21 protein-coding genes are annotated in these 17,453 nt (G+C 45.7%); all 21 read right to left on the bottom strand.

What is annotated here, in order from left to right:
* Positions 1 to 42: 42 nt before the first annotated feature.
* A complete protein-coding gene (locus AC0LWT_RS23645) occupies positions 43 to 534 on the bottom strand; it encodes a glycoside hydrolase family 3 protein (RefSeq protein ID WP_474683748.1) in 492 nt (163 codons plus the stop codon).
* A complete protein-coding gene (locus AC0LWT_RS23640; protein ID WP_474683747.1) occupies positions 485 to 826 on the bottom strand; it encodes a glycoside hydrolase family 3 N-terminal domain-containing protein in 342 nt (113 codons plus the stop codon). Before AC0LWT_RS23640 ends, AC0LWT_RS23645 begins: the two co-directional genes overlap by 50 nt.
* A complete protein-coding gene (locus AC0LWT_RS23635; protein WP_474683912.1) occupies positions 823 to 1,005 on the bottom strand; it encodes a glycoside hydrolase family 3 N-terminal domain-containing protein in 183 nt (60 codons plus the stop codon). Before AC0LWT_RS23635 ends, AC0LWT_RS23640 begins: the two co-directional genes overlap by 4 nt.
* Positions 1,006 to 1,046: 41 nt before the next feature.
* Positions 1,047 to 1,574: a glycoside hydrolase family 3 N-terminal domain-containing protein gene (locus AC0LWT_RS23630; protein WP_474683746.1), complete on the bottom strand. Its 528-nt coding sequence runs from the start codon at positions 1,572 to 1,574 to the stop codon at positions 1,047 to 1,049.
* A complete protein-coding gene (locus tag AC0LWT_RS23625; RefSeq protein WP_474683745.1) occupies positions 1,571 to 1,741 on the bottom strand; it encodes a hypothetical protein in 171 nt (56 codons plus the stop codon). Before AC0LWT_RS23625 ends, AC0LWT_RS23630 begins: the two co-directional genes overlap by 4 nt.
* A gap of 213 nt (positions 1,742 to 1,954) precedes the next feature.
* Positions 1,955 to 2,272, bottom strand: a complete 318-nt coding sequence (locus tag AC0LWT_RS23620; RefSeq protein ID WP_474683744.1) for a hypothetical protein — start codon at positions 2,270 to 2,272, stop codon at positions 1,955 to 1,957.
* Positions 2,273 to 2,474: 202 nt separating this feature from the next.
* Complete coding sequence (locus AC0LWT_RS23615) at positions 2,475 to 2,612, bottom strand: hypothetical protein (RefSeq protein WP_474683743.1); 138 nt, start codon at positions 2,610 to 2,612, stop codon at positions 2,475 to 2,477.
* Positions 2,609 to 3,589: an exo-beta-N-acetylmuramidase NamZ family protein gene (locus AC0LWT_RS23610; protein WP_474683742.1), complete on the bottom strand. Its 981-nt coding sequence runs from the start codon at positions 3,587 to 3,589 to the stop codon at positions 2,609 to 2,611. The genes AC0LWT_RS23615 and AC0LWT_RS23610 overlap by 4 nt, the downstream gene beginning before the upstream one ends.
* A gap of 292 nt (positions 3,590 to 3,881) precedes the next feature.
* Positions 3,882 to 4,640 (bottom strand): hypothetical protein, encoded by a 759-nt coding sequence (locus AC0LWT_RS23605; protein WP_474683741.1) that lies wholly within the window; start codon positions 4,638 to 4,640, stop codon positions 3,882 to 3,884.
* A gap of 45 nt (positions 4,641 to 4,685) precedes the next feature.
* Positions 4,686 to 5,450, bottom strand: coding sequence for a hypothetical protein (locus tag AC0LWT_RS23600; protein WP_474683740.1), 765 nt, complete (start codon positions 5,448 to 5,450; stop codon positions 4,686 to 4,688).
* A 19-nt stretch (positions 5,451 to 5,469) separates the two neighbouring features.
* Complete coding sequence (locus AC0LWT_RS23595; RefSeq protein WP_474683739.1) at positions 5,470 to 6,135, bottom strand: DUF7007 domain-containing protein; 666 nt, start codon at positions 6,133 to 6,135, stop codon at positions 5,470 to 5,472.
* A 323-nt stretch (positions 6,136 to 6,458) separates the two neighbouring features.
* On the bottom strand, positions 6,459 to 6,617 hold the full coding sequence (locus AC0LWT_RS23590) for a hypothetical protein (RefSeq protein ID WP_474683738.1): 159 nt from the start codon (positions 6,615 to 6,617) through the stop codon (positions 6,459 to 6,461).
* A 75-nt stretch (positions 6,618 to 6,692) separates the two neighbouring features.
* Positions 6,693 to 6,863, bottom strand: coding sequence for a group II intron maturase-specific domain-containing protein (locus AC0LWT_RS23585; protein ID WP_474683737.1), 171 nt, complete (start codon positions 6,861 to 6,863; stop codon positions 6,693 to 6,695).
* 583 nt (positions 6,864 to 7,446) lie between these two features.
* The gene (locus tag AC0LWT_RS23580; RefSeq protein ID WP_474683736.1) at positions 7,447 to 7,881 is read right to left on the bottom strand and encodes a hypothetical protein; all 435 of its coding nucleotides are present in this window, start codon (positions 7,879 to 7,881) and stop codon (positions 7,447 to 7,449) included.
* Positions 7,878 to 8,639 carry a hypothetical protein gene (locus AC0LWT_RS23575; protein WP_474683735.1) on the bottom strand — a complete coding sequence of 254 codons (762 nt, stop codon included), beginning with the start codon at positions 8,637 to 8,639 and terminating at the stop codon, positions 7,878 to 7,880. Before AC0LWT_RS23575 ends, AC0LWT_RS23580 begins: the two co-directional genes overlap by 4 nt.
* 727 nt (positions 8,640 to 9,366) lie before the next feature.
* Positions 9,367 to 9,507, bottom strand: a complete 141-nt coding sequence (locus tag AC0LWT_RS23570; protein ID WP_474683734.1) for a hypothetical protein — start codon at positions 9,505 to 9,507, stop codon at positions 9,367 to 9,369.
* Between the two features lie 421 nt (positions 9,508 to 9,928).
* Entirely contained in the window at positions 9,929 to 10,297 is a 369-nt protein-coding gene (locus tag AC0LWT_RS23565) for a YciI family protein (RefSeq protein ID WP_474683733.1), read from the bottom strand.
* A gap of 1,485 nt (positions 10,298 to 11,782) precedes the next feature.
* Positions 11,783 to 12,694, bottom strand: a complete 912-nt coding sequence (locus tag AC0LWT_RS23560; protein ID WP_474683732.1) for a hypothetical protein — start codon at positions 12,692 to 12,694, stop codon at positions 11,783 to 11,785.
* Between the two features lie 55 nt (positions 12,695 to 12,749).
* A complete protein-coding gene (locus tag AC0LWT_RS23555; protein ID WP_474683731.1) occupies positions 12,750 to 14,465 on the bottom strand; it encodes a sensor histidine kinase in 1,716 nt (571 codons plus the stop codon).
* 442 nt (positions 14,466 to 14,907) lie between these two features.
* Entirely contained in the window at positions 14,908 to 15,669 is a 762-nt protein-coding gene (locus AC0LWT_RS23550) for a LytR/AlgR family response regulator transcription factor (protein ID WP_474683730.1), read from the bottom strand.
* Positions 15,666 to 17,438 (bottom strand): sensor histidine kinase, encoded by a 1,773-nt coding sequence (locus AC0LWT_RS23545; RefSeq protein ID WP_474683729.1) that lies wholly within the window; start codon positions 17,436 to 17,438, stop codon positions 15,666 to 15,668. The genes AC0LWT_RS23550 and AC0LWT_RS23545 overlap by 4 nt, the downstream gene beginning before the upstream one ends.
* Positions 17,439 to 17,453: the final 15 nt, after the last annotated feature.

The raw sequence follows: 17,453 nt of genomic DNA, 5'->3' as shown, positions 1-17,453 counted from the left end.
TCGGGTAATGCGGATGAAGCCGGCCTTCCGGGTTGAGGCGGCCTAGCAGGCAGCAGGCGGCGCTTTGCAGCGCAAGCGTATGGCTCTCATAGGCAAGGTAAGTGACACCACCAGCGTGTCCAGCAAATCGTACGGCACGCGCAACGCGACGACGACAAGCGGCTTGCCGAGTGCCTGCAGCGCGCGGACCAGTTCGGCCTGTGCCGGGTGGAAGCGGGCGTTGTACGTCCCGACGACAATCTGCTCCGCCTCCCGGGCATCGGCAAGCAAAGCTTCCGTCCGCTCGCCGATCTCAACCAGTGGAACAACGCGGTCGATCACATCCAGACCGCCCGCAGCTAGCGCGGCGCCAAGGCTTGCCGGGTCCCCGTACGCCTCGTCGACTTCTGACGAAACGGACGCGGCTGCAGTAACGGCAAGCGTGCGGACGGAACGCAGCGGCAGCAGCCCCCGCTCGTCCTTGACGAGCGTGATGCTCGCCTCGCTAAGACGCCGTGCGACCGCGATATGTTCCGGCGTCCCAACCGCAGACAAGCCGTCCTCTGCCGGCGGCTGCGGCGCGAACAAGCCGCGGCGCCGCTTCAGCGCGAGCAGACGCTCGACCGACGCGTCGATGCGCGCTTCGGTCAGCCGGCCTTCGCGTACGGCGCGCTCGATCGCGGTGATGTTCCCGGCTGTGGGTGAACAGGACAAGATCGGCTCCGGCTTCGACCGCCATGACGGCAGCTTCCACCGTACCGAAATGACCGGCGATCGCATTCATTTCCATGCAGTCGGTCATAATAACACCCTTATAGCCGAGCTCCTCGGGCAGCAACCCAGTCAAGATCGTCTTTGTAAAACGTTGCGGGATGCTTCTCGGGTTCCAGAGCGGGTAAACACGATATGCGATGACATGATGGCGTCGACGCCGTTCTCGATCACCTTCACGAAGGGAGCCAGCTCCACGGCGCGAATCCGTTCGGCGCTGTGGGCCACTGTCGGCAGATCGAGATGGGAGTCCACGTTCGTATCGCCATAGCCTGGAAAGTGCTTCGCGGTCGCCACTACTCCGGCGCTACTTGATAGCCTTGGACAGCCTCCGACCCATATACCGCGACAAGCTCGGTCGACACGCCGAACGAGCGTACGCCGATGACCGGATTGTCCGGATTGTTGTTGACATTGAGTACCGGCGCAAAGTTGAGGTTAATGCCGAGCGCACGGAGCTCATTGCCCGAGACGAACGCTGCCTTATAGACGCCGTTTGCGGACGCATCCCGGCCGGCGGCCAGCGCCATCTGTCCGGGCATGAGGGCCACTCCCTCGGTAATACGGGCGACCATGCAGCGTTCTTGGTCGATCGAAACCCATAACGGAACCGTATCCGCCTGCAGGGCGATCTGCTGGAGCCGCTCGGACAAGCGAGCAACCTGCCGTGTATTCTCCACATTGCGGGAAAAATAAGTGACGCCGCCGATCCGGTACTCCCGAATGAGCTCCTCCAGTCCTTCGTCCGGCTCCGTTCCGGCAAAGCCACACAACAGCATTTGCCCAATCTTCTCCTGCAAAGTCATGAATTCGATTTTCTTCATTTTCTACTCTCTCCTCTCCCCCCCATGCGGTTCCATGCCATCAGCGTCGCCCCGGCCGAAGCGTCGCGATTGGCCGCGAAGCAGCACATGCCGGGGTACCTCGCTTTCAGCAGATCCGTGAACATGTCCCGGACGAACCGGTTTTTGAGCAGCACGCTGCCCGCCATAGCCAAGTCTACTTCTTACATCGACAGCTTCTCCACTACGGGAACGATGAGCTCGATCAAGGAGCGGGCGCTTTTGCCGGCAATCTCCATCGCCGTTTCGTCCCAGCGTCGCTGGCATAGGACAAGATCGCCGCTAGCGCAGAGATATCTTTTTTGTTCGTCCCTCTGTCATAAACAAACCGGAAGAATCTCTTGAATCAACGCCAATCCGAGTCATTCGTGAATCTGCCGCGCAAAAGTAATACCGGGCAGACGCCCATCATGCGCGCGCATCAGTGCGACTAGCAGATCGGGTCTGATGCTGTAGCCACTGCCTTCGTCATCAATCAGATGCCCGAAGCCGCCCGTTCTGACGAAGCAGATCGACCCGGTGCCCGCGATGAGAATCATCCCGAATTCGCAGTCGTGCGCGCCGCAAAGCACCGTTTCCTGGCCGCCGACGATCGTCAATCCGCCTCCATACCCGCATGCCCGCACCGTCGCCTCCAGGCGGGCCACCGCCCGGCCGTGCCGATGCACATTTGCGTTCAATGCTCCAAGCCACCGCATACATGAGCGATCGTCTCGACAATATGCTGCAGACTGGCGCGCACGCTCGCTTCATCCTGCCCGTTGCAATTGATCGCGCCGGTCTCGAACGTTTGGAGGGCTCTGCCCTGCTCGTCAAGCACGGTCGCCGCGGTTTTAGTGCCGCCGCCGTCCAATCCTGTTAAGTATCAGAACCGTCCTTTCCTCAATACAGATGATAAGCCGCCTTCATGCTGGCAAACTCACTGCTTTCCTTGCGGAACCGCTCTAGCAGCACCGGACCGTCGAGCGGTTCCTGCCGGTACACGCTGTCTTCTCCCAGCAGGTCGATGAACGGTCTCAAGTCCTCCTTGATAGGCGGCAAAAAGCGAACGCCTCATAATTGCGTCGGATCGTATCCAGCAGCACGATGCCGGATTCGAGCGGCCTCAGAGCCCGAGCATCAAGAACGTGCAGTTGAACGCCACCGTTTAATTCGTCCCGGAACTTGGAGAATGTCGGCTTGAAATAAACCTGCCTGAATTTCACACCGGGCAGTCGCTTGGCGTTCATCTCGTCCGCCAACCGCTCGGCTTCGATGAACGGCGCACCGAACGCCTCGAACGGAATCGTCGTCCCCCGCGCTTCCGACAAGTTCGTGCCTTCGATCAAACAGGTGCCCGGGTATAGCAGCGCCGTCTCGAAGCGGGGTATACCGAGCGACGGCATGATCCACGTGCGGCCGGTGTCCGGAAACAGCATGTTCCTCTCCCAGCCATCCAACTGCACGATACGCAGTTCGGCGTTCCACTTCATCTGGTCGTTCGCCATAGCGGCGAGCTCTCCTGCCGTCATGCCGTAACGGACGGCAAGTGGATAATTGCCGACGAACGACCGGAAACCTTCCTTGAGCGCATTGCCTTCCACCGTCAAGCCGTCGATCGGGTTCAGCCGGTCGAGCACGACGAACGGTTTACCTGCATTCGCGCAGTCTTCGAGCGCATACAGCATCGTATAAATGAAAGTGTAATAACGGGTGCCCACATCCTGAATATCATTGATCACCATATCGACCTCGTTCATCATTTCGCTTGTCAGCCGCTTGGAATCTTTGCGGAACGTATTTTGCAGGTTGAATACTCGCACGATCAAATATAAAGAGGCACTTACGTGACCTGGTACAGAATCATCATCGACACCAGCAGCATGGAGAACAGAACGCCGCGCTTGTTCGACTGTCGGGGAATAGCCGGTGTCCATCCATTTCGAAGACTCGAACAGCTCCCGACGCACATAAGCATAGAACGGTTCGCCGAAAGCGGGCTTCGACTCAGTGAACACCGTCGACCTTCCCGATTTTCTAGATTTCGAGGCCCCATCACATTCAGTCCTGAATCCTAACTATCTACGCTTAAACGGCAATGTTACCATTGCAGTTCCAAGACTCGCTATTGGTGGCGTGGCTGCTCTCGCCTTTCCAAGCAGATCCCATACTCAACCTTTGCTCGGTCGCTTCTCACCGCCTAGTTAATCGCCATGCGTCGCGCACAAAAACAAGGCCGCTTGCGATTGCAGCGGCCTTGTTCATATTCTCGAATTACTAATATCTCACTATTTCGGATGTTTTGGTTATTTAACCAACTTCCGACCAATCATATTCATTAATTAGCGCTTCGATTCTTCGATTGAAAAGCGTGCACTGTCTAGTCAGTTCTTCGCTCAAGATGATCGTGTTGATGGATTGAATCATGTTTTCGATGTGCTCGAACATTGTGATATCGTGGATCCAAATGTTACTTAGTATGTCCTTGAACGTTGGCTTTTTTGGTGCACGAGAACACAATGATTTTACGGTTTCTTTTATTTCAAGTTCGAAATCTTCATAGATTGTTTGAAAGAGAGGTTTTTCAAATCCCCCTTGCCCTACTGCCTGACCATTGATTTCTATCGATTCACTAATGCTTTGAAGTTCGTGAATTTTTTGTTCCAAGGTAGCAATCAATTCCTCGAAGTTTGTTGCAGACTCCTGTAACTGATCCTCTGCATGAAATTCTTCATCCCTGAAGGTTCGTTCATCACACTTAAAAGTCAGCTTCCATTTTCCATCTTCTTGATGCAGGTAATTCGTAAATATAGCATCACGGAGAAAATACTTTTCTAACGAATCGGATAAACATATACGTTTATTTAAGTAATGGTCCAATCGTCTTGCTACGTCGTCAATGGATTTCGTATATTCTGAACGATCAATCGAACCTATGAGCCTAACGGATTTATCGTCGTTCTCTATGAGAGTGTTCAAAGATGCAGGAAAGAAATGTGCAACTGAGTGCATCGTAGTCAATCTAGGTAGATGAGGATCGTTATCGCCTAACAATAAGTGAATATCCATAAAAGCCTCCTTCTGTGATTGTTTCGCGCGTTTACTTCAAATAGATTACTCGTTGATTGGTCGTGGACGTTTAACCATTGGTACGTAATGAGTTGGGTGAATTTCATCATAAAGACGTTCATTCAAGCCTGACCACCCTTCGAACCCGAACCCATCTCCTGCTTCCTTCAAATAATCGTCATACAGAATACGATTATTAACAAGACTCCACCCGGCGGCTAATAGTCTTTCTTTAATCGATTTGCCTTCAGTTTCTTTATATGCAGCAGTTAACTGATTAATTGCTTGTGCGACCAGTACCGGATATAATAACCGTTGCTTTTCGAATGAGAGAACAGTGTCCTTAATATCAACACCCCAAGATCGAAATGCTACTGCTGCGTTTTTGAATATTATGCCACCTTCAGCTCGGCCAATATCCTCATAGTACCGTTCCGGATCATTAAATATTGCGTAAGGATGAAGGGTTACCAGGATGCAAATGATATGCTGAAAAGTCGATTCTTCATGAAACCAGTCCCTTAGAATATCGTCGGGGACTTTGCAACGCGTCCGTGAATCATACGAAGAATTAAACTTATGCAGCATATCATGTTGAAATCTGTATGCAAAATCGTGGATGTCAACTTCTCGATATCTCCACCGATTGCCTTCTCGTTTAATGGCATTAATTTCATTAAATTTCGTCCATTTGCCAACGTCAAATGTCGTGACCTCTTTTCCAAAGATGGAGCCATAGTTGCGGTTTAAAATCTCCATGACATCTCTGCTGGTTAAGTTATACTCGGCATCATCAATCCATATGAACATCTTATTCTTCTCCCCTCTTTTATGCTTTCTTCATGCTAATCGCAGACAGATATCTCGGAAAAGAAGCTTCAATCTGCCTAAGAATATAGGATTCAGGATTCTTCTTCATGTCCCTATCTGCTTTTTTCAATATCATTGGCCAGAAAGGACGCAACTCGTAAACGGGAATAAACCATTCGCAATCTTCTTCGTAGCAATGATACTTCCCAAAAGTACACCCAAAACTCCGTGCAGCAGGGCTCAGAAACAACTTTGCCGCTTCTTTGCTGACCATAAGACCTCCATGGAAGGGAGTAAAAACATCGAAAATATGACCGGACAGATATACCTCCACATCTTCCACATCTCCCCAGGGGGAATCCAGTAAACGTCTGCCGGTTAACGAAAATAAGCAGTCCAATATCTCGAAGGAACGATCCACAATGTTTTGCATATTATTCCATCGGTGGCCGTCTACGCTATCCTCGTCTTCGTAATCAGAAGAACCAATCTTAAAAATGTGTCCTAAATTGACAAACTTAACGCTAGTTTCTTTTCGCACCTGCAAGGAAAACGATTTTTCTTTAAGCCGATCAATTGACAAGTCAGTCCAGCCTAAATCCTTGGTCATATGTTGTAACCTAAAGACGATATCACCAAAATTCATTACATAATCACTTGAAACGCTTACCCAAGAAAAATCCACAGGTGCCCCCTCCTTCAGTCTCAAAAATATTTTCAGCTGGACAAAGAAGATACTTCTATTATTAATCTTTTTTTTGATAAGAGAAAGCGATTTTTTTGCTAGTTTCTTCTTGAGCCTCACAATTGTTATTAGAATTCATTTCCAAAAAACAAGTAAATATACATGTTGAAATCAATAAGATAGACAATATTTTCAGAAATAATACATATATGTATTAAATAATAAAAAATAATATATATAAATTACTTTATTCAAAGAGTTGTGATTTCGTCGCGAGTTGGCATATTAAATCGAGTAGGCCCACGCGCAATTGCATGGGCCTCTCAGTACGTGCGGGTCATCGCATACGGCTCCTCCCCTCTGGGGATGATGTTATCGTAAATATCCACGAGAAAGACGAGACCTCTTTCTCTAAACCAATCGATTGGCATAGCCACACTGGCAGGTTTGGAAAGGGAACTTCTCCATGCGAACATACGCACTTGGGGAAGTTCCCCTTTCCATTTCTTTTTCCTCAAAGCCCGATGAAAGTTCCTTGGCTTCTTCCAACTTCGCAGTTATACCATTCGAAGCCTTCTCCGTATCCATGTTTCATATACGATCATCAGTGTCTTCACATGTCCACAGCCGAAGTAATTCCCCCATCCGCGTAAATATGAATTCAGCTTCTTTTGTTGCCCACATTCACCGGCTGGTTTCCCACCTTGCGGTGCGCTAGGGTCTCTCACCCGTTAGTGCGATGAGCTGCCAAGCGCCAAAAGCCCACTCGATTTCTCTGTCGGGCGGGCTTTTGTGTCAGCAGAAAATAAAGTTTTAGACTGAAAAATAAAGTTGTAGACTGGCGCGCCAGCGGCTGTAGCTCGCGCTCTGGTTTCTTCCGGAGGCAACCGCGTACGGGGCTGTGCGTCGGTGACGGCGCCGGCCGGGCAGCTGCGCTGCCGCTCGCGCTTTAGGTTCTTCGGCGCTGGATCCGTGCATAGGTGGCGCGCCGGTGACGGCGCCGGCCGATGGCTACTCTGCATCTCTCGCTTCGGGTTCTTCTGCATGCTGTCTTGCGCACGGGCGCGCCGGTGACGGTAGTGGCCGGGTGGTTAGTCAGCAGTTGTGCTTCGGGTTCTTCCGGATGCGGCCCGCGAAGGGGCGGCGCGCCCGGCGACGGCGGCGACCGGATCGTTCCGCGGAGTCTAATACTTTATTTTCTGCTTTCGTCTTATGACGTACTAATTGTATCATTGGTGTTTATATTTGTAAGGACGAAAATATCCAAAGGTTTTTTGCGAAATTGATCGGGGTACTCAACATGGGAGCGGGTTAGCCACTCTGCCTTGGGTATCTTTTAACCATATGGTAAACCAATGCAAATTCCGGATCGCCTTCAAAACTCGGAGACGGCCATATTCTCTGAGGCGTACAATTCCAGATCGGTGCCTCGAGGATCCAAATAGAGAACTTCCCGATCGCTTCTCGGGTAAGCGAAAATTCCCAGTCCGTATCTCCATTGCGTCGGCGCGTCTCCCAAAAACGCAGTTGGTTATCCTCGTAATGGATGGCGCGGAACTGTACACCAGCCAAGCCGCGTAGCGGAGCCATGAGGTTGAGTGTTGCTGCTTCATGCATTCGTGTAAGGTCATTGTGAAAATAAAGACGCTTACTTTCTTGATCGTATAATGCCGGCCATCCGCCAGAGGCGTTGGAATAGCCACCGGGAAGACTTTTGTTCCAGCGAAAAAAACCAGTAACCCTCATGCCCCACGACCTTCTGTCAGTCTACGCAGGGATTCTACAGCGACTGAAATCGTATTGAGGATAGATGTATCGACCGGAATCGATCGGCCGTTTCTAAGGGCATCCTGGATGTTTTCATGAATAAGATTGCTAGCTTCCGTCATTACCATTTCCAAGTTGCTACCTACAGATCCCCTTCTGATCGCCGGTATATAGTCGCTAAACTCCGAATCACCTGCATCCTTTTCGAATATTACGCGACAATCCGTATTCTTTATGGTGGCATCCATAATGTCTTCGATCCAATCCAAGTCGGTCATGACTTCGTATCGGTCAATCGACAAATCCGCCGAAACGCGCTCAGACGAAAGCTTTACGGTGGAGCGGGAATCAAATTCGGACAGTACGCTGTACATCAACTTACCGAGCTCGCATAGCAGTCCACGTGTTCGCCGGTACGACAAGTTAGGAAAGATCGTAAGCACAGCCAGAGAGGCGCCTTTCGCGGCCTCATCACAGTTCCAAGTGCCCGCGTAGGTAGTCAGGACCTCGTTGTCCGCGTTGCAGTTCGCGACGGCGACAATAAAATTTGTATTGGCGCCGGTAAAAATAGCATGTACAGAGAAACGCGCGCTTACCCAGCTTTCGTTATTGATGAAATTGATAAAGGCATCACGTCCAACTTTACCGATCACCATACCATCCATCAACCAATCATATTCTCCCATAATCCCCCGAATTTCGGATTGTGTACCGCAGTGGTGGAACAATTTCTCCATTTTTAACATCCCTTCTCCAGTAAATTATTGGTAATAAAAAAGGAAGAACCAACTCAAGCCTTTCGGCGAGAGACGGTGCTTCCATCTTTGTATGCCCGAGATTTCCGAGCTATTATTCAATTTATTTATTACCGTAATCAATCATATCATGAGTAATAAAGTCAAAGCAAGAGATTGTTATGTATCTTCAAGCATCCCCACCAGTTAATGCACAACAATGGGCGAACGACGATACTCATCGGTTCGCCCGAAGCGTTACTACATTCTGACCGTCTGAACCCGAGGCTGCACGATCAGCAAGGATCGTCAACCCCCGATGCAGTCCAGTGCAATCGGCAGGCGCCTTCGCGCATCAACTTCCTTGCTGCATGTTTGCCGTCGGCTCAACTGGACACTGGGTGAATGACCCGGAAAGAAAACGTGCCCCCTGTCAGAAATAAAATTATTATATTGAAAATAAAGTCTTCGACCGAAAAACAAGGGTGATCCGATGATGATGGAGGTCGGTCAGCTATGAAGCAACTCAAGCTCACGCTCCTTATTCTTCCGGGTGCGTTCCCACGCTCGGGCAAGTGCCGGTGCGGTATGGCGATATCGCTGTATAAGGGATTTCCGTCAACAATTTAACGCTTACTAATCTTGGTATTATCCCATGAAAAAAGCTCCATGATTATTGATCTTTCGGGAGCCATTTATTTATATGTCATCTTAGTCTCTTGTCGATAATTTACAGCATGATACCAATGTCTTCTGGATCGCCTTCAACCAACAGATTCAACTTATGATCCATTTCTACAAGTTTATCATGTATAGGGGCAAGTTTTTTATCCAATAACTGCTCAATTAGCTTTAGGAAATCTTCGTTCACTATATCTCTCTCCCATATGTCAGTATAGCATTAGTATGTACATTTTCGAAGTCAACGTTCTTCTTTTCTTTGCCTACTTCTATTACTTCCCTTTCTCCCTCTTCTTTTAATAACCATTTATTTTATCAGTCAGGTACTTAATAAAGCTATACAACGTAGCAAATGGCCTGACCTTCAAGTAATCGTTAAAAACCTCTTCAAAACTCTTTTCAAGATTATCTACTTTCTTACCTGTAATTTTGATGATTTTTTTGTATTCTGCAAGGTATCTCTCTCGATCATTCATTGATTATCTCTATCCCCCATTAAAATTAATAAGCCGCTCTAAACTTCAATAATATGTTATGCAACAACTTTTCTTCACAAAATAATGAATCAAAAGTGGTTGCATAACAAAAAAAGTATTGATTAATAAACAATTTCAGCCATTTAGTGGGTGTAGAAGATTTGGTCGAACTTCGACGACATTACCTGGAGGTTTCGGACAACGCGACGCCCAAACGAGTGCGGTATCAAGATCAGGAACATCGATGATGAAGAAGCCGACAAGCTGCTCCTTGGTGTCGGCAATAGGTCCATCTTGAACGAGGAGTGGCTCGCCTTCACGTCGCAACCTTAAAGTAATCGATGTCTCCGGCGACTGTAGGCAAGCCCCGCCCACAACAATGCCTGCATCATGCAATGCCTCCACATAGTGGGGCCAGGCTGCCCAGTACTCTCTTTGTTGCTCTGGATCATTTCCAAGGTAAAAATCCTCGGAACACTCATAAAATAAAAGTGTGTAATGCATAGATATCCACCTCTCTCAAAAGTTTTTACGACGAGCTAACTTACAGAATTTCTACATCGCCCATAAACTATTTCGCTTTTGATTAGAATACCTCAAAAAGCCTCGCTGGTTAGCCGCCACTTTTGAATTAATCGGTGCACCGGTTTTTCAGCAGTAGCTATGTACATTAGCCAGGGTGCGCAAGGCTTTACAATCACGTCGCCGCGGCGCTTAAACGTCCCACCGCCCGGAGCATCGGCGTACCGTCATCACAGAACTTGCTATCAGTTGGATGTTGCCGGGGCGTGACACGACTCTGAGCAACTTAATTATCGCCTATAATTTAGAAACTTTAAAGGGGCGGCAATTGACAAAACAAATAAATGGCTCTCGAGCTACATCCGCCGAATCCATCTTTTTTCACGTTTCGATCAGTACAATTCAAATCCTAATAAATGAATACCGGCTTCAGAGCAGTACATGGCAGGCCTGGCCGACACGCCCGCGCCGGCGCCCGCGCCAAGTGGTGCCCGGTCGGCTCTCTTCTATCAAAGTGTGTGTCTCCGTCCGGAGCGCGACCGCACCGGCCGCCGTCGATTGCCGGCACGTTGCTGCAGATCCGGCCGAACGATCGCTACGAAAAAAAGAGCGCGCTCTCGCCGCTCCCCGCCGGCGCTCCGCCGCCACCATCTCCCACCGCCGTACATGGCAGGCCTGGCCGACACGCCCGCGCCGGCGCCCGCGCCAAGTGGTGCCCGGTCGGCTCTCTTCTATCAAAGTGTGTGTCTCCGTCCGGAGCGCGACCGCACCGGCCGCCGTCGATTGCCGGCACGTTGCTGCAGATCCGGCCGAACGATCGCTACGAAAAAAAGAGCGCGCTCTCGCCGCTCCCCGCCGGCGCTCCGCCGCCACCATCTCCCACCGCCGTACATGGCAGGCCTGGCCGACACGCCCGCGCCGGCGCCCGCAGTACTCCTTATCCCGTATTTGTTTACCCAATTGCTTATGAAGAACCTTCTTCGGATTGGTTACGGTTCCTATATCCCTACCCGCTACCACGCTTTCACAATTGGAAAGTAATGACTCTCCCCTTTTCAGTTTCCAGAAAGGATCAAACAAATCATTACTTTATTTCGGAACGGTCGCTGTTTAAGCACTTCGATGTACTATGCCTCTGTAACTTCGAGGCCGGCAATGAGGCTTCACTTAATACCCGGTTCCCGGTATCAGTGGCTTCACAAATAGCGAAGCAACCCTCGACTTCACTGACCCACTAGATCGTTACCCCATATGTGCCAGGCAGGTGATTTAAGTGGTATCCTGATCCACTTGTAGTTTATTATATTCTTCTGTTAATTTGATTAACTCTACATTATTTACTGGTAGCTGTAAATTTTTTGAACAATACGAACTGGAGCGACGGAAAACACGCTCTCCAGCTCCATGGTCCCTCCAAATTTTTACCCTGACGGACTTTGCCCGACCGGACTTATTAAGCCATTCCACTCATTTTTTTAAACTTGCAGCTTGCAATTGTATCGGCTTTCCTTCATTCCACCACGTTACCCTTAGTTCTGGGTAAAGTGCCGCGATATTAGCAGCTTGCCTCGCATCGCTCTCAACATAGTGGGTAAATCCGAGTTCAAGTGCCCGCTGTCCTTTCCATCTTGCAGTACTCTCAGCATCGGGGACATCAATGCCATCGTCCCGAAATACTACAGGTATACATATTTGGTTCTTTTGCAACCAGTTTATAGTTCTTTCACGATCGACTTCTGGACGCCCCGTGATAATTATATCGCCAGATGATACTCTTGGTACAAATGGCGAAAGTTCAAAGGTATCTCTTAGAGCCAACGCTTTCTCCAAGCTCTCTCTATAATGAACTGAATCAACGTCCTCCAAAAAAACCCCATCCATATCCCATGCAGTATGTTCATAATCGTGATCAGCAAGACCTGGACTCCGTAGAATTCCGTTTGTGTTGACCACGTGGCGTTCCCAAGGCAAAATAAATCTTGCATCTTTCTCATTTAATTGAAAACAAAAATAATCTGGTTCCGACGCAGAAATGAGATCCTTACATACAACAAGCGTCGAACAAGAATAACCCGCTCCAATCAGGTAATTTTTACTATCAATTAATGTCTTTCCACTGCCTGCGAAATCCTCGCAAAGTAAGATGCGTGAATTAACGGGAGGTAAATTTCCCAATGGCACGACAGCACTGTTAGCACGATCATATTGGATAAAGTAATACGGCAAGCCTGTGAGAAATGCCATATGTATACCAGGAAACGATCCACCTCTCAATAGAATTACTATTGCATCATGTCGATCTTTTTTTATCTCTTCTGATAACACGTCTAAACGTAAAGAAATGGAGCTATAATCCAAGTATATATTCCTTCTTTTCATTAGATCCTCCGGAAAATAATATTCGCTGATTTGTAAACTGAAAAATTAATCAAACTCATAATACTATATGCAAATTAAATTCATTACCTTCATTTGTAGTTAAGAGCTGTATAGTTCCTTGATATTTTTTTACTAGCTTAGTTACAATTGCTAACCCCAATCCAAAATTCCCTTCTCCTTTTGTTGAAAAGCCTGATTCGAAAATTTTCTCACTGATTTCTACAGGGATTGGCTCGCCAGTGTTAAATACACTAATTTTAAGCCGACCATTTACTATGGAACCAGTAAGTATTACCTTCTTTTCTTTCGACATAATTGTTGCATCAAAGGCATTGTCCAGTAGATTACTAATTATTTTAACTACATCAGTGGCTTTTACTGTGCTTTCACTTAGGTCTCTCATATTGGCAAGTTCATGTTCGAATATGATCTTTTTATCAACCGCTAGCGCTGCCTTTGCTTGAACAAGAGCACAGAGTGCGGGATTGTCTATCATGATTATATCGTTTATCGCTACCGTTTCGCCAATAATTTCTTCTGCATAACTCTTCAATTCATCATATTTTCCAAGCTCGATCAAGGAGTGAATTGTACTTACGTGATTATTGAAATCATGCCTTTGTTCCTTAATTGCATTGAAAAGGCCATGAATGTTGCCTGTATATATACCTTGAGCGCTTAAAAGAGCTTCCTCCTTGGATCGGTTTGTAATTCGAAATATTGTTACAAAAATAATCATAGCTATGAATGTAACTAATGAGGTAATAAGGAATAATTTAATTTGTTGCTTGTATAATGATTGTCGAATACTTTTGTAATCAGAAACTATGCACAAGAGTAAATCCGTATGATATGCACCTAAAGAGACATTTTTTATTGGAACATATGTTCTCATAATATCTTTGTTATTAACTTGTCCAAAGGTACTGACTGTTTTTCCGTACTTCATTCCGTCTAAAGCTATATTTACCACGTTTTCGTCTGGGTACGAATAACTTCCGAATAATATCTTTCTTTCTTGGTACCAATTTGGTTTCTCAGGATCTTGATTAATGAGTCCGCCAATAACAACGGGATTTAAGACTCCAATTTCGATAAGCCAATTATTTTTTTTAATCATTTCAGAGATTGTTGTTTCTACGCCTGTGGCTTTTTTAAATTCCAAAAAATGTGTATCGTGAACATAAGGATCTATTAAGTAATTTGTATCTCCATCATTGTAATAACCCCATTTATCTATATTAATTCTGTTCGTTGAAGATGTATCAAAAGGCCCGCTCCAATAATTGGGTAGAAATTGCCCGAATGTTAATGATCCGCCAACTTTAGCCTCATGCTCATTCAATAATTGATTAAAGGCTTCAAACCAACCATTTGTCCATCCCCGTGTACTCATGCCAATTTCTTTGGGGTCTGACGATTTATAGCCAATAATATCATCATCTTTTTTCTTTAATAAAGTGATACCATCAACCATTAATTTATTTTTTATTTCAATGAGTTTGTTATTGTCGACTTTCTCAATATCCGAGGGAAGTGCGTATTGTACAGCTATTGATGCTGTTCTAAGGTTAAGACCTAGCATATCCTCAAATAGTTGCTCCCCAATATTAGAATTATGTATCGATATGGTAATGCTATTAACCATAGTTGTTATTTTATTTTGCTGTTCTTGTATTAAGGTATTTTTAGTAGTCGAATAGTAAGTTATATTTATAGCGAAAATGCCAACTAAAGCCAGGGTTATCGCGATTAATCTTGTTTTCTTCAAGCGCGGCTCATCCTCCCACTTTAGTTTGTTAAAAAGTAACCGTATAAAAAAAAAGGAACCACCCACAATCGCGACGCACCAATTGGAACAACGTTGCTGCAGGCACCGCAGTGTTGCGCCAGTCCCCATCCAAAGAAACAAGGAGCGTTCTACAGTGACTTGCTCAGAGGTGCCGTAGGCCGAATCACGGTGCCCGTAAAGTACGAAGAAAATAAAAGCGTGAGTTGACAAATCTGAGAGAGTTTCTATAACCGTCAGCAGCTTGACACTAGCTACTACAGGAAGCCGATCGAGCCGACCGCGGGATCGAGTAGAAAAGGATCCGTAATGGACTACTGGGGATCTGGGCAACAACCTTGGCAAGCTTTGAACCTAGGGTTCTACGGTGACGCAATGTCTACCGCACCTAAGAGTAGTTAGTTAACGCTAGCCAACATTTTTGTTAATAATCCCTAGACAGCCTAGCAAACCACTGATCAAAGTCTTTTCGATTTCTTCTGCTCAAGTCAATTTCAATATCATTATAATTCATCTTTATTTTATAAGCACCTAAAACAGAGAAGCTAGGAAAAACCGTACTAATATATTTGAAATTAATTAAACTTGATTGGTTTGGTGCATAAATATGTTCTGTACACTGTGCTTGTATATCGGTTAAGGAGGTAGAGGTTTCAATTTCTCCTACCTTATCTTCTACAAACACCTTGACCTTATGCACACCTTTCATTTTTTGGGCATAAATAAACTTGTTCTCACTGATGAATAGAGTTCTATAGTTACTTTTTAATTGGATTATTCTTCCTGGTGGCGTTTTAGTATACGCATTGTCCTTTTCAATGATAGACTTAGCTTTTTCAACAGCAATTTGAAGACGTTCAAACGTAACAGGTTTACTCACAAAGTCAATACAATTCATTTCAAATCCTGCTAAAACCAAGTTATGGTCTTGGGTACCAGAAACCATAATAAGATATGGATTGATTCCTTTATCTAAAATCCTTTTGTATGCCGAAATTCCATCAGTATCAGATAATTCAATGTCGAGGAAAACGAGATCCGGATCATATTTTTGACAATCTTCTACAAACCAATCTCCCGAACCCGAAGAACCCAATACATTTAAATCTAACCGTTTTGCATATATTTCGAGCTTCTCTCGATCAAATTGCTTGTCTTCTGCAATCACAACTGAGAGTTCTCTCATAAAGCAAGTCCCTCCTTTAAAGGCAGAATAATGTGGAATTTGATTTTATTCATATCGGAATCAACCTTAATATCGCCGCGATACTTTTGGATTAGATTATGTATAATAGCTAACCCTAATCCTTGATGCCCTTCAGTTTTCGAACTATAACCGGCTTTGAAAAATAGGGTTTGTTGATTCTGATCTATCTCTCTTTGGATGGGATTTGTCACAGCAAAATGAAATTTCTTCCCCTCAACCAAACACTTACATTCAATCCAGCGATTGTCACCTTCAAGCTTCTCAACTTCATCAAAAGCATTGTCAATCAAATTTCCAATAATCCTCACAATATCTACAGACATCGATCCCGAAATAGTGTAGTTGATACTCTCAAAATCATGGATGAATTGAATTCTTCTATTCATTGCTGAAACCATCTTAGCTTGGATAATGGCCGCAATCTCAGGCTGTCCAATACTGATGACATCATTTAATGAGCTAATATCCTCTATATAAGAATCTGTAAATCTTTTTAATTCTTCGAAATTACCAGTTTCAACAAGTGAATGAATGACATTCACATGGTTTAGAAAGTCATGACGTTGGCCGCGAATATTTAAAAACATTTGGTTGACTTCTTCGGTATAGGTTTTCGATGTTTGTTGGACGGCTCTATCTTTAGATTTGCCGATCCAGCGAATTAAAAAGAGTAATAAACCCAATGCAAGAATTGAACCAAGGATAATAATCGAAATCAGAGTTGTAAATTGATGATTAAGACTATTTAAAATAAATTCGTAATCGGATACGATGGCTAAAACATAGGTGTCTTGTTTTTGCATTGCATCTTCATCAGTGCCCCTAACATCATTCAGCATCGTTGTATGTATCGGAATAAAGGTCTTTGTTACGTTCTTTCCATTAATAAATGCTCGATAAGATTTAGCCGTTTTCGTTTTTAGCGTCTCTTGGACGTAACTTGCATCTTTTGGTATGTTATCAAAGTTATAAGAGCCAAAGAAATAGGGACGAAAAACGAGCGGTGTAAGATCGCCGGCTGGGATTTTGTACGTCTTGGGGTCTTTTCCAAAAGTAGCTGGATTAATCCCAGTAATTTCTAGTAGAGAAGGGTCTTGCTTCAAAGTATTCTGAATAATTGCATCCATGCCTGTGCTCTTTAGATATTTCTTATAATCCGCATCACCTACATAGGGATCGATGATATAATCCGTTGTACCATCGAAATAATAACCCCATTTGTAAATCGTTTTGGTATCAGAAGCTGCAACTTCATAAGGACCTGACCAGTAATTTGGGAGTTTTTGTCCCCAGTTAAGCGAAACATTTTTATCGTCAAATAATTGCTTGAAAGCAATATACCATTCACTCCATCCCTTAGTACTCATCCCTATTTCTTTGGTGTCCGTTGATTTCGACACAATAATGTCATCCGGAGTCTTCGTCATCAAGGAGATTTCATCTAAATGGAGATCCGTTTTTAGCTTCTGCAGGTCCTCTTCTTTTACATCGTTCAAGTGAGGAGGTAGTGCGTATTTGATAACAATAGAAGCTGTTCGTAGCTCTTCACCGATTTTGTCTTCATACTGTTTTGCTCCGAGTCGCGACTGCTCGATGCTGCTTTGTATTTGATTTGCAGTAGTTGTAACTTCTTTTTCACTATTTTTTTCAAGTGCATTCTTTAATACATAATAAAAGAAAGCATTATTTGCTATGATGATAATAATCGCGATTATGGAAATCATCATCATTCTTGTGTTTTTCTCCACATTTGTTCCCCCATC

This window comes from Paenibacillus sp. sgz302164, assembly GCF_056120505.1.
The sequence above is the reverse complement of the archived record's forward strand: the minus strand, read 5'-3'. Positions and strand labels throughout refer to the sequence as shown.

Bases quoted from the DNA above. Each gene is read 5' to 3' on its own strand.
- AC0LWT_RS23630 (WP_474683746.1), bottom strand. From the start codon at position 1,574: ATGAAGAAAATCGAATTCATGACTTTGCAGGAGAAGATTGGGCAAATG.
- AC0LWT_RS23625 (WP_474683745.1), bottom strand. From the start codon at position 1,741: ATGGCGGGCAGCGTGCTGCTCAAAAACCGGTTCGTCCGGGACATGTTC.
- AC0LWT_RS23605 (WP_474683741.1), bottom strand. From the start codon at position 4,640: ATGGATATTCACTTATTGTTAGGCGATAACGATCCTCATCTACCTAGA.
- AC0LWT_RS23600 (WP_474683740.1), bottom strand. From the start codon at position 5,450: ATGTTCATATGGATTGATGATGCCGAGTATAACTTAACCAGCAGAGAT.
- AC0LWT_RS23580 (WP_474683736.1), bottom strand. From the start codon at position 7,881: ATGAGGGTTACTGGTTTTTTTCGCTGGAACAAAAGTCTTCCCGGTGGC.
- AC0LWT_RS23575 (WP_474683735.1), bottom strand. From the start codon at position 8,639: ATGGAGAAATTGTTCCACCACTGCGGTACACAATCCGAAATTCGGGGG.
- AC0LWT_RS23565 (WP_474683733.1), bottom strand. From the start codon at position 10,297: ATGCATTACACACTTTTATTTTATGAGTGTTCCGAGGATTTTTACCTT.
- AC0LWT_RS23560 (WP_474683732.1), bottom strand. From the start codon at position 12,694: ATGAAAAGAAGGAATATATACTTGGATTATAGCTCCATTTCTTTACGT.
- AC0LWT_RS23550 (WP_474683730.1), bottom strand. From the start codon at position 15,669: ATGAGAGAACTCTCAGTTGTGATTGCAGAAGACAAGCAATTTGATCGA.